This is a genomic window from Tenacibaculum jejuense, from assembly GCF_900198195.1.
Taxonomy (GTDB): domain Bacteria; phylum Bacteroidota; class Bacteroidia; order Flavobacteriales; family Flavobacteriaceae; genus Polaribacter; species Polaribacter jejuensis.
In genome coordinates this window covers 1,554,021-1,577,341 of record NZ_LT899436.1, presented here as the reverse complement: position 1 = coordinate 1,577,341, position 23,321 = coordinate 1,554,021, and the positions used below count along the sequence as shown (strand labels likewise).

23 protein-coding genes are annotated in these 23,321 nt (G+C 29.5%); 15 read left to right on the top strand and 8 right to left on the bottom strand.

Translation table 11 applies throughout. The features are described 5' to 3' along the window. Positions 1–2 precede the first annotated feature (2 nt). The 6 genes from AQ1685_RS07180 to AQ1685_RS07155 all read right to left on the bottom strand — a co-directional run bounded on the left by AQ1685_RS07180 (position 3) and on the right by AQ1685_RS07155 (position 6,377). Positions 3–518: a GNAT family N-acetyltransferase gene (locus tag AQ1685_RS07180; protein ID WP_095070774.1), complete on the bottom strand. Its 516-nt coding sequence runs from the start codon at positions 516–518 to the stop codon at positions 3–5. Between the two features lie 59 nt (positions 519–577). Further along, positions 578–1,114 (bottom strand): Crp/Fnr family transcriptional regulator, encoded by a 537-nt coding sequence (locus AQ1685_RS07175; protein WP_095070772.1) that lies wholly within the window; start codon positions 1,112–1,114, stop codon positions 578–580. A gap of 17 nt (positions 1,115–1,131) precedes the next feature. After that, positions 1,132–4,050 carry a glycoside hydrolase family 3 N-terminal domain-containing protein gene (locus AQ1685_RS07170; RefSeq protein ID WP_095070771.1) on the bottom strand — a complete coding sequence of 973 codons (2,919 nt, stop codon included), beginning with the start codon at positions 4,048–4,050 and terminating at the stop codon, positions 1,132–1,134. Between the two features lie 82 nt (positions 4,051–4,132). Continuing rightward, positions 4,133–4,618: an ABC transporter ATPase gene (locus AQ1685_RS07165; protein ID WP_095070769.1), complete on the bottom strand. Its 486-nt coding sequence runs from the start codon at positions 4,616–4,618 to the stop codon at positions 4,133–4,135. Between the two features lie 2 nt (positions 4,619–4,620). Continuing rightward, the gene (locus AQ1685_RS07160; RefSeq protein WP_095070768.1) at positions 4,621–5,451 is read right to left on the bottom strand and encodes a 3'-5' exonuclease; all 831 of its coding nucleotides are present in this window, start codon (positions 5,449–5,451) and stop codon (positions 4,621–4,623) included. A 71-nt stretch (positions 5,452–5,522) separates the two neighbouring features. Continuing rightward, entirely contained in the window at positions 5,523–6,377 is an 855-nt protein-coding gene (locus AQ1685_RS07155) for a PPK2 family polyphosphate kinase (RefSeq protein WP_095070766.1), read from the bottom strand. Between the two features lie 90 nt (positions 6,378–6,467). Between AQ1685_RS07155 and AQ1685_RS07150 the strand changes: the two genes are divergently transcribed. The 7 genes from AQ1685_RS07150 (at position 6,468) to AQ1685_RS07120 (ending at position 10,212) form a co-directional block, all read left to right on the top strand. Continuing rightward, entirely contained in the window at positions 6,468–7,211 is a 744-nt protein-coding gene (locus AQ1685_RS07150; protein WP_157730139.1) for a DUF1223 domain-containing protein, read from the top strand. Positions 7,212–7,334: 123 nt separating this feature from the next. After that, positions 7,335–7,844, top strand: coding sequence for a flavodoxin family protein (locus tag AQ1685_RS07145; protein ID WP_095070762.1), 510 nt, complete (start codon positions 7,335–7,337; stop codon positions 7,842–7,844). Between the two features lie 63 nt (positions 7,845–7,907). Beyond that, positions 7,908–8,240: an ArsR/SmtB family transcription factor gene (locus AQ1685_RS07140; protein ID WP_095070761.1), complete on the top strand. Its 333-nt coding sequence runs from the start codon at positions 7,908–7,910 to the stop codon at positions 8,238–8,240. A 32-nt stretch (positions 8,241–8,272) separates the two neighbouring features. Next, positions 8,273–8,881 carry an arsenate-mycothiol transferase ArsC gene (locus AQ1685_RS07135; protein WP_095075021.1) on the top strand — a complete coding sequence of 203 codons (609 nt, stop codon included), beginning with the start codon at positions 8,273–8,275 and terminating at the stop codon, positions 8,879–8,881. Positions 8,882–8,887: 6 nt separating this feature from the next. Then, on the top strand, positions 8,888–9,361 hold the full coding sequence (locus AQ1685_RS07130; RefSeq protein ID WP_095070759.1) for a DUF6428 family protein: 474 nt from the start codon (positions 8,888–8,890) through the stop codon (positions 9,359–9,361). A gap of 140 nt (positions 9,362–9,501) precedes the next feature. Then, positions 9,502–9,717 (top strand): hypothetical protein, encoded by a 216-nt coding sequence (locus tag AQ1685_RS07125; RefSeq protein ID WP_095070756.1) that lies wholly within the window; start codon positions 9,502–9,504, stop codon positions 9,715–9,717. A 129-nt stretch (positions 9,718–9,846) separates the two neighbouring features. After that, complete coding sequence (locus AQ1685_RS07120) at positions 9,847–10,212, top strand: hypothetical protein (protein WP_095070754.1); 366 nt, start codon at positions 9,847–9,849, stop codon at positions 10,210–10,212. A gap of 49 nt (positions 10,213–10,261) precedes the next feature. On the opposite strand, the gene AQ1685_RS07115 is transcribed toward AQ1685_RS07120, so the two are convergent. Next, positions 10,262–11,563 (bottom strand): NAD(P)/FAD-dependent oxidoreductase, encoded by a 1,302-nt coding sequence (locus AQ1685_RS07115; protein ID WP_095070752.1) that lies wholly within the window; start codon positions 11,561–11,563, stop codon positions 10,262–10,264. A gap of 206 nt (positions 11,564–11,769) precedes the next feature. Between AQ1685_RS07115 and AQ1685_RS07110 the strand changes: the two genes are divergently transcribed. Next, complete coding sequence (locus tag AQ1685_RS07110) at positions 11,770–12,198, top strand: DUF7738 domain-containing protein (RefSeq protein WP_095070750.1); 429 nt, start codon at positions 11,770–11,772, stop codon at positions 12,196–12,198. On the opposite strand, the gene AQ1685_RS07105 is transcribed toward AQ1685_RS07110, so the two are convergent. Continuing rightward, positions 12,195–12,950 carry a helix-turn-helix domain-containing protein gene (locus AQ1685_RS07105; RefSeq protein WP_095070748.1) on the bottom strand — a complete coding sequence of 252 codons (756 nt, stop codon included), beginning with the start codon at positions 12,948–12,950 and terminating at the stop codon, positions 12,195–12,197. The two genes, AQ1685_RS07110 and AQ1685_RS07105, sit on opposite strands and share 4 nt — an antisense overlap. A 226-nt stretch (positions 12,951–13,176) precedes the next feature. On the opposite strand from AQ1685_RS07105, the gene AQ1685_RS07100 reads away from it, so the two are divergent. The 7 genes from AQ1685_RS07100 to AQ1685_RS07070 all read left to right on the top strand — a co-directional run bounded on the left by AQ1685_RS07100 (position 13,177) and on the right by AQ1685_RS07070 (position 23,282). Next, positions 13,177–13,572 (top strand): type III secretion system chaperone family protein, encoded by a 396-nt coding sequence (locus tag AQ1685_RS07100; RefSeq protein WP_095070746.1) that lies wholly within the window; start codon positions 13,177–13,179, stop codon positions 13,570–13,572. A gap of 5 nt (positions 13,573–13,577) precedes the next feature. Continuing rightward, on the top strand, positions 13,578–14,282 hold the full coding sequence (locus tag AQ1685_RS07095; protein ID WP_095070744.1) for a PspA/IM30 family protein: 705 nt from the start codon (positions 13,578–13,580) through the stop codon (positions 14,280–14,282). 25 nt (positions 14,283–14,307) lie between these two features. Then, on the top strand, positions 14,308–14,670 hold the full coding sequence (locus AQ1685_RS07090; RefSeq protein ID WP_095070742.1) for a hypothetical protein: 363 nt from the start codon (positions 14,308–14,310) through the stop codon (positions 14,668–14,670). A gap of 39 nt (positions 14,671–14,709) precedes the next feature. Further along, complete coding sequence (locus tag AQ1685_RS07085) at positions 14,710–15,468, top strand: DUF1449 family protein (RefSeq protein WP_095070740.1); 759 nt, start codon at positions 14,710–14,712, stop codon at positions 15,466–15,468. Between the two features lie 48 nt (positions 15,469–15,516). After that, complete coding sequence (locus AQ1685_RS07080) at positions 15,517–17,586, top strand: flotillin family protein (RefSeq protein WP_095070738.1); 2,070 nt, start codon at positions 15,517–15,519, stop codon at positions 17,584–17,586. A 73-nt stretch (positions 17,587–17,659) separates the two neighbouring features. Further along, on the top strand, positions 17,660–18,355 hold the full coding sequence (locus tag AQ1685_RS07075; protein WP_095070737.1) for a hypothetical protein: 696 nt from the start codon (positions 17,660–17,662) through the stop codon (positions 18,353–18,355). A gap of 73 nt (positions 18,356–18,428) precedes the next feature. Beyond that, positions 18,429–23,282: a DNA repair ATPase gene (locus tag AQ1685_RS07070; RefSeq protein WP_095070735.1), complete on the top strand. Its 4,854-nt coding sequence runs from the start codon at positions 18,429–18,431 to the stop codon at positions 23,280–23,282. Positions 23,283–23,321: the final 39 nt, after the last annotated feature.

Here is a 23,321-nt window from a genome sequence, read left to right as displayed (position 1 = left end):
AATTATAGCTGTTTTCCGTAATAGTTTAAATCAATTAATTCTCCATTAGTAGTTCGATAGTCTTTCGTAATTGTACCTTCTAAACAAAAACCACATCTTTCAGCTAACGCAATACTCTTCACATTTCGTTGAGATATTCTACAGAAAAGTTTTTTAAAACCATGCGTTTTAACGACACTTTCTAATAACGTTGTAAAACTTTTAGTAATAATACCTTTCCCTTCAAAATTAATATCTATAAAAGCTCCTAATTCTGCTTTAGGTATAGACCAATCTATATTTTTAAAATCAATAAAGCCAATCAACTCTTCATTGTTAAAAATAAGATAAGGATAGTATGCTCTTTGTTTTATTTTACTTTCTATCGTTTTGCAATAATTTAAGGTACTTTCTTTAGTTTGGGTATATTTTATTGTTCCTGCAAAAAAATCTTCTAATCTACTTTTATTGTTTTGAATTAGCTCAAAGAAAACCTCTGTATCTTCTACAGTTAACAATCGTATAGTAAAATTATACATTCTATTAAATTTGATACCTCAAAGAAACAAACAAGAGAAAAAATAAATGTTGATTGAAGTCACGTTTTTTTAATTCTACTTAATGTTTCAGAAGCCATTCTTAAATAACTTGCAATATATTTATGAGGAATTTCTTGAAAAAGTTCTGGATTTCTATGCAATACTTTCTGATACCTTTCTTCAGGAGACGTTAATAATAAGTCTTTTTCTCTTTCAAATTGATGTAATATGATTTCTTGTAGTATTTCATTCCACAATTTTAAATACTCGGTATTCGTATCTAAAAAATTGTAAAATTCTTGTTTTGAAATATAAAAAACAGCGGTCTTTTTTAGTGCTTTTATTTCAAGATCACTAATTGAATTAGATAAAAACGAATCGATAGCTGTGATAATCGAGTTTTTATACCCAAAATACATTACATGTTCTTCTGTATTATTGGTAAAGAAAACTTTTACACTACCTGATTTTATAAAATAGATATTAGTATCCTTAGATCCTTTAACTTTTATAAACTCATCTCTTTTGAAGGTTTTCTGTTCTGTTAAAATACCTTCTTCTAAAATTTTGTTTTTTAATAATTGATAATTTTTCAAAACAGTTGAATTACTATTTAATTCAAAATAGCATCTTGTATAACCTTCTGTATTTTAGTTCTTATATTACTTTTAACTAATTTTCTATTCCCCATAGTCGGATAAACTCTATTGGATAAAAATACATATAGAATTCCCGTATCAGGATCTGCCCAAGTATAGGTTCCTGTAAAACCACTGTGACCAAAACTATTTTCAGAAACACAACCACAAGTTGGCTTTTCTCTAGGATTTATTTGTGGTTTATCAAAACCTAAACCTCTTCTATTTCTTACTTGAGGATAATATCTTGTATTAAACTTCTCAACAGTTTCTGGTCTAAAATATTTTACACCTCCATAAGTTCCGCCTTGCAAGTACATTTGCATAATTTTAGCTACATCATTTGCATTCGCAAATAAACCAGCATGACCTCCTACTCCACCTTGCATTGCAGCTCCCATATCATGAACATAACCTCTTAATAATTGTTCTCTGTAATAATCGTCTTTTTCTGTAGGAACTACTTCTTTCCAATTAAACTTTTCAAGAGGTAAATATGAAGTTCTATTTAAACCTAAAGACGCATAAAACTCTTCTTCTACTACTTTATCTAAGCGTTTTTTATACTTTCTTTCAACAACCTCTTTAAGTATATAATATCCTAAATCACTATACTTGTATCCTACTCTTTCTCGTAAATCAGAATCTTTTATTCTAGTATAAATAGAATCTTTGTAATCTTTATTTAAATATAAATCTTTAGCTACTTTTATAGGAAACTGCTTCGATTTTTTAGTCCTATAATATTCTTTTGACACTTTACCTGTGATAGAATCGATTGTTCTTGTGTAAAATGGAATCCACGATTTTAATCGAGCATAATGTGACAAGATTTGTTTGATATTTAAGTGCTCTTTATTACTATCTTTATAAGTTGGAAGTAAATCAACTAAATCAGAGTGAAGTGATAATTTTCTATCTTCTTCTAATTTCATTACAGCTGGTAAAGTAGATAAAATTTTAGTTAAAGAAGCTAAATCGTAAACATCTGATTTTTTTACTTTTCTTCGTTTAGCATCAGTTTGATAACCAAAAGTTTTATGATAAATTACTTTTCCGTGTCTCGCAATTAAAACCTGACCTCCTGGAGCCATTTTTTGCTGTAAAATTGTATCAATATAACGATCTACATATTTTAATGTATCTCTTGATAAATTTACAGCTTCTGGTATGGTATATTCAAAGCGATTTAATGGAGATATAATCATTCCATTTCCTGCTTTAAATTCATTTCTAATACTTATTGGAAGTCTTCCTGAAATTTCAAAAGCTCCAAAGATTGCTTGAGCAGAAAGCTCTTGAGCTAACTTACTATTTTGATAAGAAATAATAATATTATCAATATTCGTAAATGTTTTTACTTGTAATAAGCTGTAAGGATTAGCAAAAACATCAAGTATTACACGTTTATTTCTTGATATTTCTTGTAACCAAACTAAATCTTGATTAGAGAACTTATAAGATTTCCAAGGATTTTTATTCGATTTATGAAAACCTACAATTACTAAATTATATTCTTCTAATTTTTTAGTTAGTTTATCTAAATGCTTTGCTGAAACCACATCTACTTTAGCATAGTTCTGAAGCATTTTTACAAAATCATCTCCTTTATCATCTCCTAAAGCAACATAAGCTATATTTTTTAACTCTAACTTTTTAATTGGTAATGTTTCTCTTGTATTTTTTAGAACAGTTAATGATTTTTTAATTAAATCTCGATGTAATAATTCATCTTTAGCTGTATTTAAATCTACCAATAAACTATCCGTTTTAATTGCGTCAAACTTCTGTAAACCAACTAAATATTTTGCTTTTAAAATTTTTCTTACCGACTTATTAATCCTTTCCTCATTTAATTCACCTTTCTCTAAGGCTTTTTTAAATGCTTTTACCGTATTCGGAATATCTTGAGGAATCAATAAAATATCATTTCCTGCTAGGAAAGTAGCCAGATTAATTTCAGCAGCTGTGGCATAATTTGCTGCTCCTTTCATATTTAATCCATCAGTTAAAACTAAACCTTGAAAACCTAATTTATCTTGTAATAAATCAGTAACTACATTTTTAGATAATGAAGATGGTAGATTTGTATTCGACTCTAAAGAAGGAATACTTAAATGCGCTGTCATTACACTTGCTACACCCGCATCAAACTGTCTTTTAAAAGGATATAATTCGGTAGAGTCTAATCGTTGTAATGTAAAATTTATTGATGGTAATGTTAAATGTGAATCAGTAGCTGTATCTCCATGTCCAGGGAAATGCTTGGCGTTTGCTAAAACACCAACACTTTGCATTCCTTTTGTAAACGCCACAGATTTTTCTGCTACATTTTCTTTCTTTTCTCCAAATGAACGATTTCCAATAATTGGATTGTCTGGATTTGTATTAATATCTACAACCGGAGCAAAATTGATATGAATTCCTACTCGTTTACATTGTTCCCCTATTCTTTCTCCTAACTTTTCAATTAACTTATTATCACGAATGGCTCCTAAAGTCATATTCCAAGGAAAACGATATGTATTTTTTAATCGCATATCCAACCCCCATTCTCCATCGAAACCAATCAATAACGGAACTTTTTTAGTTAAACTTTGATACGTATTAGTGAGCGCTACTTGTTTTTCTGGTGTTCCTTTCATGAAAATTAAATTTCCAACATGATGTTTTGTGATCAAATCAGAAATAAATTTTTCGTGTTTCGCATCTTTATTAGAATATGCTTGCACCATAAACAACTGTCCTATTTTTTCTTCAATAGACATTGAATCGATAATACTATCTACCCATTCTTGTTGTAAAATGTACTGTTTTGCTCGTAACGGATCTAACTGCTGAGCATTAATAACACTGGTAAAAATTATAGCTAATAATAGTATCTTTTTCTTCATATAAATCGTTCACACGTTAATTTAACGAGCTTTAAAATTTCATTATTTAAAACGTCGGGGATTACTTTACTTTAAACAATTCTTATACCAAAAATCGGCTATGCCAGCTTTTGTCTGCTGTAACTTCCCATTTGGTTTCAAAATCCTCTTTAGTGTTTACCATATTATTAAAAACAACTGTAGCAGCAGTTATTTTCTGTTGTTTGGCAAATTCTTGAAAATCTGAGAGTTTTACAACATTGATATTATCATTGTCTTTAAATGAAATGTTCATTTTATCCATTAAATCTACATTGAACTCTTCTTCTATAGATTTAACAAAACGTACAGAAGCATCAATAGAGCAACCAGAAGCTGAATTAAAGTTTTCATCTATTGCCAATACTATAAACTGATTGTATTTAATAGCAAAAGATCCTTTTAAATCTTCACCATGTCTGGTCCATTGATCAATAAATAACAAAGCTCTTGCAGAAATTACTTCTATTTCTTCTTGATTGAATGTTCTATCAGCTTGATATACCCAAACTCTTGCAGAGTTGGGTAATTCGTTATAAGGTATGTACATTGTTATCTTAAATTAAATTTTTGTTGTAACGCTTTTAATTTTTCTTCATCTGTCATTTCAGGCGTTTTAGGCGAACTCATTCGTTCTTTTATTTGGCGTAATACTTTTTTAGTATATAATGGAAAGTCTGCTTGTTGAATCCATGAATTGTATCCTGGATTTTCTTTTAAGACATCTTCTACTTTTCTTCCTTTATATTTTCCAAAAGAAAATATCTCATCTTCATCTTCATCAAATAGTATGAATCCTGCAAAATCTGCTCGTTTTGTATGTGAAGAAAATTCACTTAACGCTTCAACTGAATTCTCTATATCTTCATATTTATCTAATTGTGCTTTTAAGATTTCATATGTTGCTAATGTGTCTGCTTCAGCAGAGTGGGCACCTTCTAAATCTTTTCCACAGTAAAATTTATAACCTGCACTTAATGTTCGTTGTTCTTTTTTATGGAAAATTACTTGTACATCAATGGCTTTTCTTTCTTCCATATCAAAATCGATTCCAACTCTTAGTAATTCTTCAGCTAAAAGCGGAATATCAAATCTATTTGAATTAAATCCAGCTAGATCTGAATCGAATATCATCTCGTTTATTTTAGATGCTAATTCTTTAAATGTTGGTTCTGTAACAACTTTTTCATTTGTAATTCCATGAACATCTATAGCTTGTTGTGGTATTTCTATTTCAGGGTTTACCAACCAAGTTTTACTTTCTTGTGTTCCGTTAGGAAATATTTTTAGTATAGAAATTTCTACAATTCTATCGGTGGCTATATTAATTCCAGTTGTTTCTAAATCGAAAAAAACGATAGGTTTTTTCAGGTTTAACTCCATATAGTTATTAAAAAATTTTAATGGTAGTATTTACTTATTTAAAATGTACAAAGATGTCAATAATAACGTTATTATTCGTTATTTAGTTCTTCTTTAAACTCGTTAATTTTATCTAAAAGTTTTTTATCTAAAGTAGGCTCTTTAAAATTATACTTTTCAAAGGCTTCTAAAATAGTTTGTGCTACAATAAAACGAGCTGTTGGTTTATCATCTGCAGGTATTACATACCAAGGTGCATGATCTGTTGATGTTCTGTTTATAGCATCTTCGTAACAAAACTGATATTTGTTCCAAAGCTTTCTTTCTTTTAAATCTCCAGCTGAAAACTTCCAATTTTTCTCAGGAATATTTAAACGACGTAATAACCTATTCTTTTGTTCTTCTTTAGATAGATGTAAGAAGAACTTTAAAATAATAGTTCCGTTAGCTGCTATATGTTTTTCAAATTGATTGATACGATCCATTCTATCATGATAGAATTCATCATTTAAGTCTTCCAAACTTTTTACTGTAGGAATATTTTCTGAAAACACATATTCTGGATGTACTCTCGTTACTAGTACATTTTCGTAATGCGTTCTATTAAAAACACCAACTTTTCCTTTGGCTGGTAGTGCAATATAATGTCTCCATAAAAAATCATGTTTTAATTCTAATTCTGTAGGAACTTTAAAACTATGTACTTCTACACCTCTAACATTAAATTGTTTAAACACTTCTCTTACCAAGCTGTCTTTACCTGCAGTATCCATACCTTGTAAACAAATTAAGGTACTGTATTTACCTTCTGCATACATTGTATTTTGTAAGTCGGCTATCTTTTTTCGTACTTTTTTTAATTTTTTCTCAGCATCTTCTATATACTCTAAAGTTTTCTTCTTCTTTAATTTTACTTCTCCATTAACTTTATATTTCTCTATATTCATCTTCATTCTATTATTGATTTTATAAATGTAAAAAAAATATAGTAGGTCTTAAAGCGATATTGTAAGTCTTTTGTTAAAAAAACTACTAATTTGGAAATTAAATTATTCTTTATGCATTATCGATTCATTTTTATCTTTTTGATTTCTTTTTTTAGTTTAAATGCACAGGAAAAACCTGTAGTTGTTTTAGAATTGTTTACATCACAAGGATGCTCTAGCTGTCCGCCTGCAGATCGACTTCTAGAAGAAATTAAAAACAACAATGATAGTGATAGAGTTATACCTGTAGCTTATCATGTTGATTATTGGGATTATATCGGTTGGAAAGATCCTTTTGCTTCTAAAGATTACACCGACAAACAGCGAGATTATGCTGAGAAATTTTTAAGCAGTTCTATTTACACACCTCAATTAGTTATTAATGGCGATGAACATTTTGTTGGATCTGATAAAGTGAGAATTGAGAGAAGAATTAAACAAATTTTACACAGAGGCTCCAACTCGAATACCATAGAAATATCTGACACAGAAATTAATGATGGAAAAGTAATTTTTTTTTACAAAGTAGACGGAAAAACAAAAAAACGTAACATTCATTTTCTCTTAGCTATAAATAAACGCATTACTCCAGTAAAAAGAGGAGAAAACAGAAATAGAACTTTAATAAATACTAATATTGTTGTACTTGAAAAAATAGTTGCTTTGACTAACAAAGAAGGGAAAATTTTACTTTCCATTCCTGATATAGTAAAAACAGAAGATGAATTAAGGTTGATTGCAATAACTAAAGACAGAGAACAATTAGTGACTTCTGGAGTTCAAGTAAATCTTTAATAAAAAGCATTTTAATTTCTCATTTTTTTGAATTGTTTTTTTCTTGAGTATCATCAGAATTAGCAATCAATCTAAAAAAGTAAATACTTGTATTCTAAGTAAATTTCCCAAAAAATTATACCAATGAATACAACTGTGATTATTAAAGGAAGCTCTAAGAAAAATGGAAATACACAGAAAATAATCGATCTTTTAAATGTAGATTCGAATTTCGATGTTATTGATCTATTAGATTATAATATCGGTCATTTTGATTACGATTTCAAAAATGTAAATGATGATTTTCTCCCATTGTTAAAAAATATTACAGAGAAATATAATACTATAATTTTTGCTACTCCTATATACTGGTACACAATGAGTGGGATTCTAAAAGTATTCTTTGATCGATTATCAGATCTATTATACCATCAAAAAGATTTAGGTAGAAAATTAAGAGGTAAAAATATGGCTATGGTTAGTAATTCTGGTGAAAATGATAGAAGACAAGGTTTTGAAATGCCTTTTATAGAAAGTGCTAAATATTTAGGAATGAATTACCTTGGAGATATGCATGTTTGGTTTTCAAAAGATGGAAGTAAAATTGATAATGTAGCTGGGAATCAGCTAAAAAAATTTAAAGAGACTTTATAAATCTAAATATTTTCTTTTTTACCAATTACTTTTATCGTAATATTGCAATATACTAATACTTGTATGGGATTAACGAAATCAGAAATATTTTCAAAAAAGCAAAATAATATTGCTCAAATAGCTAAAGTTTTAGGGCATCCAGCCAGAATTGCTATACTCGAGCATATTGCTAAAGTTGAAACTTGTATTTGCGGAGACCTGGTAAATGAAATCGGACTTGCTCAACCTACGATTTCTCAACATTTGAAAGAGTTGAAAAAGATTGGAATCATAAAGGGAAGCATTGAAGGAACAAGTATCTGTTATTGTTTAAATGATGTAAAATGGGAAGAAATAAAAGATACATTACTACAATTTTTGAATACATTTTCTAATCAAAATAACAGTTGTTGTTAAAAAAATTTAATCATCAATATCGTAATATTACAATGAATAAAGCATTAATCAAAACTATTGAAAATATCGCTTCTTTATCCGTTGATAAAAAAAGACAAGAAGTGCTATATCCTTTAGTGGATTATATAAAAGAGAAAAGAACTAAAAATGAAGATATAAACATCAATTTTATCTGTACACATAATTCTAGAAGAAGTCATTTAGGTCAGATATGGATGCAGACCCTAGCGAATTATTTTAATATCAAAAATATTAAAACCTATTCTGGTGGTACAGAAGCCACAGCTTTAGCAAATCCAATTGCTGAAACATTGAAGAATCAAGGATTTGATATCAATATTATTGGTGAAAATACAAATCCCGTTTACGCAATTAAATATGATGAAGTTTCTCATCCTATTATTGGTTTTTCTAAACGTTATGATGATTCTTTTAATCCAAGTTCAAAATTTGCTGCAATAATGACTTGTTCTCAAGCTGATGAAGGTTGTCCTTTTATCGCTGGCACAGATAAAAGGATTGCCATCACTTATGAAGATCCAAAAATTTCTGATCATACTGACAAACAAGCTCAAACATATTTAGAAAGAAGTAATCAAATTGCCTCTGAAATGTATTTTGTTTTATCTCAATTAAATTAAACAATTATGAAACTTACCGAAATAAAAAAACACTTAAAAGAATTAAACACTATAGCTTTTCAATTACCAGATGGTAATTTAGTTCCTGAACATTTTCATGTAACAGAAGTTGGAAAAGTTACTAAGCATTTTATAGATTGTGGAGGAGTGCTTCGTAAAGAAGAAAAAATAAATTTTCAATTATGGAATGCTAATGATTATAACCATAGGTTACATCCAGAAAAATTAATCAACATTATAGAACTATCAGAAAAGACTTTAAACCTTAAAGATGTAGAAATTGAGGTTGAATATCAAGGAACAACTATTGGTAAATATGATTTAGATTTCGATGGAAAAAATTTCTTGTTGGTTAATACAGCCACAGCATGTTTAGCTGAGGATCAATGCGGAATTCCACCGAAACAAAAACCTAAATTAAAACTATCAGAAATTCAAAGTCAAGGATTTAGTTGTGATCCAAATTCTGGTTGCTGCTAAGAAAAATTCAACAGATAGTTAAATTTCAAATATTTAAAAAACTTTATCAAATATATATTGAAAAGCTATTAATTAGCATTCTAATTTAGCATCTTATTGATTTTTAAGTATATTTAACGCTTAACTACAAAAACTTTAATATGAAAAATATAGGAAGCGCTATGGCGATCTTTGGAATTTTAGCAATTGTTCTTGGTTTCTTAAACAGAGTTCCAAAACTTTTAATTTGGATTTATAACTGGGGAGAAACTACAGCTTGGATTATTAAAATTGCACTAGTAGTTGTTGGTGGTGCTTTATACTTATTTTCAAACGGTGAAGAGGAAGAAGAAGAACAAGAAGTATCGGAACAATAACATTATAATTTTTCAAACTGAGCTTAACAGCTCAGTTTTTTTTATCAAATATTTAATCTGCTTTAGTATAATTAATTAAAAATATAAAAAGTAGTATCTTCGCGGCAACAACCCCTAAATATTACATCAATGAAATTATTAAAAAGATTTTATCCCTTTTTATTGATTTTAATTTCATCTTTTTATTTCATTTCTTGTTCAGATTGTAAAGATGAAAATCCGCGAGCCCGAGTTACTAATATGTCTGAAAAGGAAGTTGCTGTAAGCATTGTAACATCAAATAATGCAATAGAAACTGTAGACAGTTTAAATGAGTTAGAGCCGGGTAAATCATCAAAGTTTAAAAGTTATGATTCTGGAGTAGTTACTTTTATCATCACATTACAAAACAGATCAGAAATTACAGAGTCTATTGATATGGACTTTTGTTCTGAATATGAAATTATTGTAAATGAAGATGGAAGTATTATTACAATTTCAAACGGCTTAGAATAAATTAAAGAACTCAAACAAAAAATCCCAAGTATTTTACTTGGGATTTTTTTTATTTATCACTTTCAAAAGAATATTTATTTTTTTGTTTGTACGGACGAATAATTAACCTAGTTTCTCGATCAAAACGTATGTAATTATACATCCAATTTAAAAATACTACAGCCTTGTTTCTAAATCCAATTAATGAAAATAGGTGAACAACCATCCAAACAAACCAAGCAAAAACTCCCTGAAATTTCCATTTTGGTAAATCTACCACGGCTTTATTTCTTCCAATAGTTGCCATAGAACCTTTATCATTATACACAAAAGGCTTTATTTGCTTTCCTTTCTGTAATGCTAAAATATTTTTTGCAAGCAAATTTCCTTGTTGAATAGCTGGTTGCGCCATCATTGGATGACCGTAAGGAAAAGCTTCAGTATTCATACACGCTACATCTCCTATTGCAAAAATATTCTCGTGAGAAGTAACTCTATTAAACTGATCTACTTTATACCTTGCGGCTCTTTCTACAACACACTCTGCATGCAAACCATCAATAGAAGCTCCTTTTACTCCAGCAGCCCAAATTACTGTACTTGCCTTAAAATGATCTTCACCATTCGTAGTTATGATATTACCATCATAATTTTGTACGCGGAGACTTTTCCATACATCAACACCCAACTTAATTAAAAAATCTTCTGCTTTTTCTGAAGCTTGCGGACTCATACCTTTCAAAAGGCAATCTGCACCTTGAATTAAGTTTATCTTCATTAAACGAATATCTAAATCAGGATAATCCTTTGGTAAAATCTCCTTTTTCATTTCCGCTAATGCTCCTGCTAATTCAACACCAGTAGGTCCGCCACCAACAATCACAAAATTCATTAACTTTTTTCGTTCTTCTAAATCAGAAGTCAATAAAGCTTCTTCAAAATTCTCTAGAATTAAACTTCTAATATTTAAAGATTGAGGAATCGACTTCATTTCCATGGTATACTTTTCAATGTTCTTATTCCCAAAGAAATTGGTGGTAGAACCAGTAGCAATTACTAAATAATCGTAGTTTAAACTACCGATTGATGTTTTTACTTCATTCTTTTCTGCGTCTATACCTGTAACTTCAGCCAATCGAAAATAAAAATTCTCGATATCATTAAACCTTTTTCTTAAAGGAAAAGCAATACTATCTGGCTCTAAACCTCCAGTAGCAACTTGATATAATAAAGGTTGAAATGTATGGTAGTTATGTTTATCTAAAAGAACTACTTGTAATTCTTTAGCTTCTAAACCTCTTGCAACGGCTAATCCGGCAAAACCTCCACCAATAATAACTACTCGTGGAAAGCTAGTTTGAGGTATATTCATATTATAATTTTTTATCTATATAGATTCCTGTAACAAATTTAACTAAAACTTTTTGTTTAAAACTGTTATAATTTATGTAACAAAAACAGTATTAAGTTACTATTAGTAACCTAAAACAAGATCTATTAAAAATTAGCTCATTTATACAGTTTTTAAACCAATTATTTTATAGTTTTGTTAAAGTAGAATAATCATAACTTAGTTTTATGTTTACTATTTTTAAGAAGAAGAAACAGAAATACTTTATCATTAACTGTAACACTGACAGTATTTTAGTAAATGGAACTCCACTTACATTTCCTACCGATTTTGAAAATCTAGTAGAAATTTTCGGTAAACCTTCCAGGACAATCAATTCAAGTAGCGAATATGTTATTTGGGATGATTATGGAGTATCTAGTAGTTTAAAAGACGATAATAAAATCGTCTCTATAAATGTCTACCAAAATATCAATGCCAGTGAATATGTTCCTAAAAAACCATATACTGGAACACTATTTTTCGAAGAAGAAGATATTACCTTTAATGAATTTAGTAAAATAGGACTTGGTAAAATAGCTATTCACAGATTAGGAAGCGAAAATGAAACTAGATTCGGCTTTAGTTTAGGAATCAACAACGATTACAAAGCTTAACCTCTATTTTTAAGTTTCAGTAGCTCTTTTTCTAAAAACAATAGTTTATTTTCAACCTCATCACCTATTTCTGGCAATCGCTTTATAAATGTATATTTTGCTTGCCATAGTTCTTTTATGTCCGTTTTTGAAAAAATCTTTTCATCAATATTTTTATGTTCTGCTTTAAAAACAACTTTATCTGAAATAAAGTAAATTTTTCTTAGTATGATTTCTTTTTCTAAAACAGCAATAACTACCTCTCCATTTCCATAACTTTCAAAATCTTCTTCCTTTACTTTTTCTGCAATTACGATATCTTTAGGATACAAACCTTTATCATGGTCTGTCATTTCAAGATTTGTTACTGTAAATGCTCGAAAAGTTTTACCTATTTCTACTGGTATACTAATTATGGATAGATCGTTTAAAAAAGAAGGATTATTGTAATGCTTACAATAACTCTCAATATTTTTCTCAGAAACATAAGGTATATTAACAAAACTTTCTTTTGTATACACACTATCATCTAGAATTAAGTCTTCTTTAAAACGTAACAATTCATTCACTGTTAAATCAGAAGTTAGCATACTATCTATTGAAATGCTAAAATAATTAGCAATTTTAATTATCGTTTCTATTTTTGGTTCACTTCTACCCTCTTCATATGCTCCTAATGTAGGTCTCTTTAAATCAAATAATTCAGCGAAAGATTTTTGACTCAACCCTTTTACTCCTCTAATTTTTTTTATGTTTCTTCCGAAAAAAGACATGATTTGCTAATTTTATTTGCAGATATCAAAAAATTATGTATCTTTACACTAACAATATTAGCTAATAAAAACGAATATTGCTAATTTTTCTAGAAAAAAAGGTCGCTAAACTATTAACTATTTTATTATGATTCTATTAACTTTACACCTTGTAGTATTGTTGGCATCCGCAATATTATCATAAGGAAAATCAATTACGAAACTATCTAACTATAACCAATTGCTAATGAATATTCACTTTAATAAAACGAAAAACTTTTTATTAGAATTAAACTTTACAATTAGTAAAGAGATCGAATCTGATGGGATTTTTGTTATTGAAAAAGAGAATTTTGGAATAAAAAACTTAATTATTGGTGTTGCTTATCCAATACTAATCATAGAACAATTCATCTTTAAAGCAACGCAACCAAATGAAGCAATGTTTAAGGCATTACTTCAAAAAAATAGAGATATAATTCATGGAGCTTTTGTGCTTGATGAAACAGGTGAACGTGTCATTTTTAGAGACACATTACAATTAGAAAACTTAGATATTAATGAATTAGAAGCCAGTTTAAACTCTTTAAGTTTGTTACTTAGTGAATACTCTGAGCAAATCATTAATTTCTCAAAATATTAGAAATTATGAATTTTTTTAAACGACTTTTTAAAATAGGACAAGCAGAAGCAAATGCTGCAATAGACAATATGGAAGATCCTATTAAAATGACGGAACAAGGTATTCGCGATTTGCGTATTGATCTTGAAAAATCTCTCGAATCTTTAGCACAAGTGAAAGCTCTTGCTATTAGAGCTAAAAATGACATTGAAGAATTTACAACTAAAGCTAATGATTACGAACAAAAAGCCATGTTAGTACTTACTAAAGCTAAAAATGGTGAATTAGAGTTCAATGAAGCAGATGATTTAGCTAAACAAGCCTTACTAAAAAAACAAGAAATACATTTGCAAATAGAAAATGCGAAAAATGAAGCTACCAGCTTCGACAATTCTGTTGCTCAATTAGAAGGGAATGTTCATGAAATTAAAGGAACAATAAGTAAATGGGAAAATGAATTAAAAACCCTTAAAGCTCGCGTAAAAGTTTCTAAAGCAACAAAAAACTTGAACAAACAAATGGCTGAGATGGATAGTTCTGGAACGGTTGCTATGTTAGAACGTATGAAAGAAAAAGTACAACAAGAAGAAGCTTTAGCTGAAGCCTATGGAGATTTGTCTAAATCATCGAAAACTGTAGATCAAAAATTAAACGAACTTACTGATACTAAAAATAAAACCGCTGAAGATAATTTAGCTCAACTAAAAAAACAATTAGGTTTTGAAGATTAAATTCTTCTGCCACAAACTAAAAACTATGAAAACGAAAATTATATTAATCACTATTCTTTCTTTATTAACTTTTACTTCTTATGGTCAAAATTCTAAAGAAAAAGAGCCTAAGTCTACGACTACAAATTTTGAACTTAAGACATCAAGTATAGAAAAGTTACACACTTTCAATTGGAATGCTCTAAAAGAAATATTCAAAGAGAATGACGATGATCAAGAAATTACAATTGGATTTATTTATGAAAATAAAGCTCAAATAGACGATACAAAAGTTAAAATTGATAATTTTGAAATCAAATTATCAGGAAAAACTTCTGATTTAGATAAAATGACCAAAAAATTAAAGAAATCATTTGATAAATTAGAGGAGTTTAAAAACAAAAACTAGAGTCTATAGAATAAAAACTAACACACATTACTAATAGCTATGACATTAACAGACATTGTATTTTCTGATGTAAACATCACATTAACCATTCTTTTAATTCTACTTTTGACTTATTGGCTTATTACCATGATCTCAGGTGTAGACTTCGATTTAGATGTTGATGTAGACGTAGATATCGATGTCGATATAGATGCTGATATTGATGTAGACGTAGATTCTAATATAGGTACTGGTATCGAAGGAAGCGATATCGACTTTCATGATGTAGCTAATACAGAAGTTAATCAAGAAGATATTATAGGCAAAAGAAGAAAGCCTTTAAAATGGTGGCAAGTACTATTAATCTACTTCAACTTTGTCGGTTTACCATTTATGTTCACATTTACATCTTGGATTTTCATATGGTGGCTTATAACTACTTTAGGTACAACAATTACTCATAGCTATAATAGCACTTTTGGCTTCATTATAATGTTAGGAAGTTTTTTTCCTTCATTATTTGTCACTAAAATCTTCACTACTCCTTTTAAGGCATTTTTTAAGAATCTTAATCAGGATGGAGATGCACCAGCAGAAATTATTGGACGAAAAGGAACAAGTTTATCTAAAATATCTGATAAAAAGTTAGGAAGAGCTGAAATTAAAGTAGATGGAAATACACTTAATATCAACATAAAATCTTTAGATGGAAAAGAAATAAGTTATAATTCCCAGATACTAATTATCAAACAAAGCAACGATAAACTATTCTATTATGCTCAAGAATATAAATCAGGTAGCATAGATATAAACTTTTAAAAAATTAAATTTACAACAAATAAAAATCACTAAAACTAATTAATTACTATGACAGATTCAATTATTCAACTTTTAAGTGTTGGCCTTGGTATAATTCTATTCATTATTATAGTATACTTTGCAATTATTGCAATGTTTTACAAGAAAGTACCTCAAGGAGAAGCCTTAGTTCGTACTGGATTTAAAGGAACAAAAGTGGCAACCGATAGAGGTATGTATGTAGTTCCTGTTTTTCACCGTGTTGAAATCATGGATATTTCTGTAAAGAAAATTCAAATTGAACGAATTGGAGACGACGGACTTGTTTGTAAAGACAACATGCGTGCGGATATTAAAGTAGCTTTCTTTGTTCGTGTTAACAATGAAGTAGATTTTATTAAAATGGTGGCTCAGACTATTGGTTGTGAAAGAGCCTCTGATATAGAAACTTTAGAAGAATTATTTGAAGCAAAATTCTCTGAAGCCTTAAAAACTGTAGGTAAAAAGTTTGATTTTACCGAATTATACGAAGCTAGACGTGAATTTAGAGATGAAATCGTTGATATTATCGGTACAGATTTAAATGGCTATACTCTTGAAGATTGTGCGATTGACTACTTAGAACAAACTCCTGTTAGTTTCTTAAAAGCTGACAATATTTTAGATGCTCAGGGTATCAAGAAAATTACTGAGTTAACAGCCGAACAAAATATCCAAGCTAACTTAATTAAAAGAGACGAAGAAAAAGTAATTCGTAAACAGGATGTTGAAGCTCGCGAAGCAATCTTAGAATTAGATAAGCAATTAGCAGAAAAAGAAGAACAACAAAAACGTGAAATTGCAAATATTAAAGCTCGTGAAGAAGCTGAAACTTTAAAAGTTGCTGAAGAAGAGCGTTTAAAATCTGAAAGTGCAAGAATCGCAACTGAAGAGAAACTTCAAGTAGCAGAAGAAAACAAACAACGTCAAGTTATTGTTGCTGAGAAAAACAAATTACGTACAGATGCAGTAGAAGCTGAAAGAGTAGAAAAAGACAGAATGTTAGAAGCTACAGAAAGAGAGCGTATTGTAACTTTAGCACAAATAGAAAAAGAGAAAGTTGTTGAAGTAGAAAAGAAAAACATTCAAGATGTGATACGTGATCGCGTAATGTTAGAGAAAGGTGTGGTTGAAGAGCAAGAAAACATGAAAGATATTGAAGCTTTCAAAACTGCAGATCGTGAGAAGCAAGTTAAAATTACTATTGCTGAAGCTAACGCAGAAGAAGCATTAATTAAAACAATTAAGCAAGCAGAAGCTCAAAAAGAAGCTGCGAAACAAAAAGCTGAAGAAATTAATATTGAAGCTCAAGCTCAAAAAGAAGCTAGTGAAAAAGAAGCAGAAGCTCGTAAAACATTAGCAGAAGCAACAGCTAAAGAAGAAGCTACAATTGGTATGTCTGAAGCACAAGTAATGCATGCTAAAGCAGATGCTAATGAGCGTCAAGGATTAGTAGAAGCTACGATTATTGAAAAGAAAGCTAAAGCAGAAGCTGCTGGTATTTTAGCAAAAGCTGAAGCTATTAAAGAAGAAGGTTTAGCTGAAGCGCAAGTAATTAAAGAAAAAGCAATTGCAGATGCTGCTGGTATCGAAGAGAAAGCTGAAGCAATGAAGAAATTAGACGGTGTTGGTAAAGAGCACGAAGAGTTCAAGTTACGTTTAGAGAAAGAATTACAAGTAGACTTGGCTCAAATCAATGTTCAAAAAGATATCGCAGATGCACAAGCACTAGTTATTGGTGATGCTTTAAGAGCTGCTAATATTGATATCGTTGGTGGAGAAACAATGTTCTTTGATCAAATTATTGGACAGATTACTAAAGCTAAAGGAATCGATAGATTAGTTCAACACAGTGATAACATTCAAGATGTAAAAGATGCTATTTTAGGTAGCGACGATGTAAAAGGAAACTTATTAGAAAAAGTAAAAGATTTCGCTAATAAATACGGAATCTCTTCTGAAGACATCAAAAACTTAACAGTAGCAAATTTGTTAATGGACTTAAAAGATAGAGCAAACACTTCTGATGAAGAAGGATTATTCAGTAACCTTTTCAACCTTGCTAAAGGATTAGGATTATCTGACAAGAAATTATCTTAACAAATAGAAACAAGAGTCTAGTTTTAAGATACTAGACTCTTTATTTTTCTTAATTATACTATCCAAAATACATATGAAAAGTAAATTCGTTAAAGTATTACTTGTTATAAATGGTATACTCATCCCAATATTTATCATATATGTACTTGGAAATGTTTTGTACGATGAATTTAAAAATAATAGAACTTCGATAAGCAATCCTGAAAATGATGATTTACCTATTCTAAAAAATATTCGTAAGAAAAAACATAGCTCGCTGATAAAAATCCCTAACTCTGAAAATTATGCAACAGCTGAGTATTATGTAAAAGGTAATGATATGTTAGGTCTTGAAGTTGAAGAATTGAACCTTCCATATCAAGTACCAAAAAATACATCTAACATCATCTTTCTAGATTCTCAATTTAATCAAATTAGAAAGTTACTGAAAAAGAAAGGTTCAATAAAAGGTATATTCATTTCAAATATTTTTTCTTCTCATCATAACGAAGTCTTAAAAAAGCTTTCTCATCTTTCATTTTTTATAGCTGAAGAAGATTCTAATAACGATGGAATAATTAATGAATTTGACCAACATTATATTTACGTATCTGATCTTAATGGTGATAATTTAACTAAAGTAACTGATAAAATAGTAACACAATTCGAATGGGTTAATGGCGATGAAATATTATTAACTTTTGCTGAAGATAAAAACTCTAAATTAAGATATGGTCTTTACAACGTAAAAACCAAAACTATGACTATTCCAAAAACAATAGAAGATTAAATCATTCTTTTATTTCATAAAATATGTCTTATTAACTCAAGTATATAGCTAACCATATTGACTAAAACAATACATGGAAAACCAAAACAATCAACAATTAGACGGAGGAACATATGAAATCATTCAAGGTAGATTGCAAAAACAAAAGCAAGAACTACAAGATCGATTACATAAGCTAAATGATGCAAGAAAACATGTTTTTGGTAATATAGAAACCAAATTAATTGCTAACGATAGAATAAACACTGAAAATAACTGTATCGCCAGAGATATTGTTTCTTTTGGAAACACTTCAATCTTTGGATATAACGTACATTTTGGTTTACGTACAGATATTAAACTTTCAGATGTATTTAGTATTTATGAGTTTAAAGAAAATCATTTTCATTTACAGTCTTTAGACATGATTCATGATGAAACTTTCATCAGTGATTTCACCAACTTATATAAATACTATAGAAATACCATTTTCTCAAAATTCGCCATCATTGGAAACTATTTACATATGGTTTTTCAATTAAGTGAAAACACAAAGGATATTAAAACCTTTAAATGGTTAATTAACGATAATCAACTTCAGTATATAGACAACCGTAGTGAACACGAATACAAATTCCCTACGCAACATGAATTCAAATGGCAAGAAGTAACTCGTGATATGCATCGCTATGGAACGCATTCTCACATTTCTGTTCTTGACAAAGTTTTTGTAGAAACCATTGGAGGTGATTTAACCATAAAAATTGAAGACAATACAGACGATGGAAAAGGAATTCTTTCTGAGCCTGTTGAACATATAGATCAAACCTTAGATGACGGTCAGTTTCGCTATGGTGATTTAGGAAACTTAATCACTTTAGAAATAAAACCTTTCCAGGAAGATCCGCGTTACTTCGTGTACAATCATAAACTACAAGAAGTACAACGAATCGAAAGTATTAAAGATACAGCTGTTCAATTACCAGACGGACACGGTATTATTTTTCCAAACGGATACTATTTACAAACTGGAGAGTATAAAATATTCGAAAGTGATGTAAAAGAGGTAAAATTTCAAAAGAAAGTAAGTTCACCAAACGGTGAAGATTTCTTATATGTTTTTTACGCAACAATCCGTGGATTATACGTATTAATGTCGTACAATATTATTGAGCAAGAAGTTAAAACTCCAATTATTTGTAACGGATTTACCTTACTTGAAAACGGTGAATTATGTTATTTTAAAACTGAAAATGAACAAACCAAACATCATGTAGTTCAAATTTGGCAAACTCCGTATTTAAAAGGAGATTTTATGCCTTCACAACATACCGATAGTTTACTGTTCAAAATTGGAAATAAAGATATTGTTCGTGCCATGGCAGAATGTCACGAATTAATCAATCTTTTAAACAAAGAAGATAATTATACTGGTTTATATAATGATATTGCCAAAATATCTAAAGATATTAACGATACATATTATTGGTTACCAGAAGCAGATACGCATCAACTAAATGAACCTATTCTTCAAATTAACGAAGCAGCAAATGCCGCAATTGAAGAATTTGAAAAAGTAGTTCAGTTAAAAAAACAAGCTTCAAAAGAAACCAAAGAAATCAATAAGAAATCGGATGAACTTTTTAGCAAAATAAAAAGTACTTCATTTAAATCTATTGATGATTTTGTTGGATTATTAAGCCAATTAAGAACCTTGCGTGGTGAAGTTATTAGTTTACACGATGTTCGCTATATTCAAAAAGAACATTTAGAAGCTTTAGAAGAGCAAGTTGCTGAGCAAAACACATTAATTTCTAAGCGTTGTGTACAGTTTTTATTGAACGATAAAGCATTAGCTCCGTATCACAAACGTGTCGCTGAAAAAGAAGCTTCGTTACCAGAAATTAAGAAAGTAGTTGAAGCGAAAGCTTTAGAAAAAGAAGTCAATCAAATTACTGCTGATTTAGAAATGCTGATTGATATTGTTTCTAATCTTGAAATAGAAGACACTTCGCAATCAACGAAAATCATAGATAACATCTCTTTAATTTTTGCGACGCTAAATCAGTTAAAAGCAGGAATTAAAAACAGCATAAAAAGCTTAGGAAGTTCCGAAGCTAAAGCTGATTTTGTTGCACAGCTAAAGTTAATTGATCAAAGTATTATCAATTATATTGACATGGCTACAACACCAGAAAAGTGTGATGAGTTTTTAACAAAAACTGCCATTCAGCTTGAAGAATTAGAAGGTAAGTTTGCCGACTTTGAAGAGTTTATTACGCAGATTATAGAAAAACGTGAAGAAATTCATGCCGCTTTCGATACACGTAAAAACAACCTTATTGAAAAACGTAACAAGAAAGCAGTAGCTTTACAAACTGCTTCTGAACGTATTTTAAAAGGTGTTGAGAAAAAAGCACAGAGTTTCGATACTATTGAAGATATCAATGGATATTTCGCCGCGGATTTAATGATTAATAAAGTTAGAGACATTATTAATCAGTTACGTGAGTTAGACGACGCTGGAAAAGCAGAAGCTATAGAAACGAAATTAAAAGTCGCTAAAGAAGATGCACTTCGTAAACTTAAAGACAAACAAGAGTTATACGAGGATGGTGAAAACATCATCAAACTTGGTAAACATAAATTCGGAGTTAACAAACAAGTTTTAGATTTAACGATTGTATATAAAAACGAAGAATTATACTATCACTTAACAGGTACTGATTTTTACGATACTATTGAAAACGATATTTTATTACAATCTAAAAAATATTGGAATCAAGAATTAGTTTCTGAAAATAACGAAATATATCGTGCTGCTTATTTGGCGTATAAGATTTTCAAAAATATTCCAGAAACTGAATTAATCAATAAAACACAAGAAGAATTATTAACTGTTGTACAACAAGAAAGTAGTAATTTATATTCTGAAGGTTATGTAAAAGGGGTTCATGATAGTGATACTAGTCAGATTTTACATACATTAGTTCATAAACATCATGAATTAGGATTACTCACCTATTCGCCTAATACTAGAGCTTACGCACAATACTTTTGGAATTCTCTTTCTGAAGAAGCTCAAACTTTATTAAACACCAATATTAAAGCATCTGGTGAAGTATTAAGCGTTTTTCCAAACAGTGATTCTTTCGCTTTTATTATTGAAAATTTAAGTACTAAAATCACTGAATTCGCTCAACAAAGTAGATTGTTTTCTGAATCAGAAAGTGAGCAAATTGCAAATTATCTTTTTGAAGAATTGAAACAAAACAATTCATTCCAAATTAGTACAGATGCGTTTGGTTTAAAAGATGAGTTTGTAAAAACATTAAAGAAACAAGATGCTTATCATAAATTTAGAAACGGTGTTGATAAATCAAATGAATACACTGATAAAATTCATTTAACAAAACAATGGGTAAGTTCGTTCTTGTCTTCAGCAGAAAATTCGAAACAAAACTATATCAATGAAATTGTTGCAATTTTATTATTTGAGCACGAATCAACTTCTGAAGTTAAAGCAGTTCATCCGATAGAAGAAATAAAAGATTTAAGAGGAGATCACAGTACAATTACTGAAGGAACTTTTGTCTTTAACTATCATGATTTTATTTCGAATTTAGAACAATTCGCTACTGTAGAAGTTCCGAATTTCATCAGATATAAAGAAGCGAAGCAAGAAGTAACTGAACAATTAAAAGAAGATTTAAAACTAGAAGAATTTAAACCAAGAGTTTTATCATCTTTTGTAAGAAATAAATTAATTGATCAAGTATATTTCCCATTAATTGGAGATAATTTAGCCAAACAATTAGGAACAGTTGGTGATAATAAACGTACCGACAGAATGGGTATGTTATTATTAATTTCTCCTCCTGGTTACGGTAAAACTACCTTAATGGAATACATATCGAATCGTTTAGGTTTGGTATTTATGAAAATTAACGGTCCGGCAATTGGACATGAAGTGACTTCTGTTGATCCGATGTCTGCTAACAATTCTGCATCTAGAGAAGAATTAAAAAAGCTGAATTTAGCTTTTGAAATGGGTGACAATGTGATGCTTTATTTGGATGATATTCAACATTGTAATCCAGAGTTTTTACAAAAGTTTATTTCACTTTCCGATGGAACTCGTAAGATCGAAGGAGTTTTCAACGGAAAATCGAAAACGTATGATTTACGCGGAAAGAAATTCTGTGTAATTATGGCTGGTAATCCATATACTGAAAGTGGAGATCGTTTTCAGATTCCAGACATGTTAGCCAATCGTGCCGATATTTATAATTTAGGAGATATTATTGGAGATACAGCGCATTTATTCAAGTTAAGTTTAATAGAGAATTCATTAACATCGAACTCTGTTTTACACCAATTGAGCAGTAAATATTTTGAAGATGTGTATGCTTTAATTGATAAAGTAGAAAATAATACCGCTGATGTTGATTTAAAAGGAAATCATACCAAACAAGAAATTCAGGATTACACTTCTGTTTTAGAAAAAGTGATTACGGTTAGAGATACTGTTTTAAAGGTAAATCAGGCTTATATTCAATCGGCTGCCATGGAAGATCAATATAGAACAGAACCTTCATTTAAATTGCAAGGTTCGTATCGTGATATGAATAAATTGGTTGCGAAAGTGGTTCCTATTATGAATGATAGCGAACTACAACGTTTGTTATTATCACATTACGAAAGTGAATCACAAACCTTAACCTCTGCCGCGGAAGGAAACCTTTTAAAGTATAAAGAGTTAATCGATCAACTTTCTGATGAAGAATTAACAAGATGGACAAGCATTAAAGAAATCTTTTTGAAAAACAATAAACTAAAAGGTTTTGGAGATAAAAATGAAATGGCTCAAATTTTAAGTCAGATGATGGCGTTCTCTGAGAATTTAGAAGGGATTAAAGAAGCTTTACAGAAAGGATTGGAAAAATAATCTTATCACTTAAGATATAAAGTTCATTAGTTATGTAAT

Excerpts from the sequence above, each read along its gene's own strand:
- AQ1685_RS07180 (WP_095070774.1), bottom strand. The coding sequence starts at position 518 with ATGTATAATTTTACTATACGATTGTTAACTGTAGAAGATACAGAGGTT.
- AQ1685_RS07170 (WP_095070771.1), bottom strand. The coding sequence starts at position 4,050 with ATGAAGAAAAAGATACTATTATTAGCTATAATTTTTACCAGTGTTATT.
- AQ1685_RS07165 (WP_095070769.1), bottom strand. The coding sequence starts at position 4,618 with ATGTACATACCTTATAACGAATTACCCAACTCTGCAAGAGTTTGGGTA.
- AQ1685_RS07160 (WP_095070768.1), bottom strand. The coding sequence starts at position 5,451 with ATGGAGTTAAACCTGAAAAAACCTATCGTTTTTTTCGATTTAGAAACA.
- AQ1685_RS07155 (WP_095070766.1), bottom strand. The coding sequence starts at position 6,377 with ATGAATATAGAGAAATATAAAGTTAATGGAGAAGTAAAATTAAAGAAG.
- AQ1685_RS07145 (WP_095070762.1), top strand. The coding sequence starts at position 7,335 with ATGAATACAACTGTGATTATTAAAGGAAGCTCTAAGAAAAATGGAAAT.
- AQ1685_RS07140 (WP_095070761.1), top strand. The coding sequence starts at position 7,908 with ATGGGATTAACGAAATCAGAAATATTTTCAAAAAAGCAAAATAATATT.
- AQ1685_RS07135 (WP_095075021.1), top strand. The coding sequence starts at position 8,273 with ATGAATAAAGCATTAATCAAAACTATTGAAAATATCGCTTCTTTATCC.
- AQ1685_RS07130 (WP_095070759.1), top strand. The coding sequence starts at position 8,888 with ATGAAACTTACCGAAATAAAAAAACACTTAAAAGAATTAAACACTATA.
- AQ1685_RS07125 (WP_095070756.1), top strand. The coding sequence starts at position 9,502 with ATGAAAAATATAGGAAGCGCTATGGCGATCTTTGGAATTTTAGCAATT.
- AQ1685_RS07120 (WP_095070754.1), top strand. The coding sequence starts at position 9,847 with ATGAAATTATTAAAAAGATTTTATCCCTTTTTATTGATTTTAATTTCA.
- AQ1685_RS07115 (WP_095070752.1), bottom strand. The coding sequence starts at position 11,563 with ATGAATATACCTCAAACTAGCTTTCCACGAGTAGTTATTATTGGTGGA.
- AQ1685_RS07110 (WP_095070750.1), top strand. The coding sequence starts at position 11,770 with ATGTTTACTATTTTTAAGAAGAAGAAACAGAAATACTTTATCATTAAC.
- AQ1685_RS07105 (WP_095070748.1), bottom strand. The coding sequence starts at position 12,950 with ATGTCTTTTTTCGGAAGAAACATAAAAAAAATTAGAGGAGTAAAAGGG.
- AQ1685_RS07100 (WP_095070746.1), top strand. The coding sequence starts at position 13,177 with ATGAATATTCACTTTAATAAAACGAAAAACTTTTTATTAGAATTAAAC.
- AQ1685_RS07095 (WP_095070744.1), top strand. The coding sequence starts at position 13,578 with ATGAATTTTTTTAAACGACTTTTTAAAATAGGACAAGCAGAAGCAAAT.
- AQ1685_RS07090 (WP_095070742.1), top strand. The coding sequence starts at position 14,308 with ATGAAAACGAAAATTATATTAATCACTATTCTTTCTTTATTAACTTTT.
- AQ1685_RS07085 (WP_095070740.1), top strand. The coding sequence starts at position 14,710 with ATGACATTAACAGACATTGTATTTTCTGATGTAAACATCACATTAACC.
- AQ1685_RS07080 (WP_095070738.1), top strand. The coding sequence starts at position 15,517 with ATGACAGATTCAATTATTCAACTTTTAAGTGTTGGCCTTGGTATAATT.
- AQ1685_RS07075 (WP_095070737.1), top strand. The coding sequence starts at position 17,660 with ATGAAAAGTAAATTCGTTAAAGTATTACTTGTTATAAATGGTATACTC.
- AQ1685_RS07070 (WP_095070735.1), top strand. The coding sequence starts at position 18,429 with ATGGAAAACCAAAACAATCAACAATTAGACGGAGGAACATATGAAATC.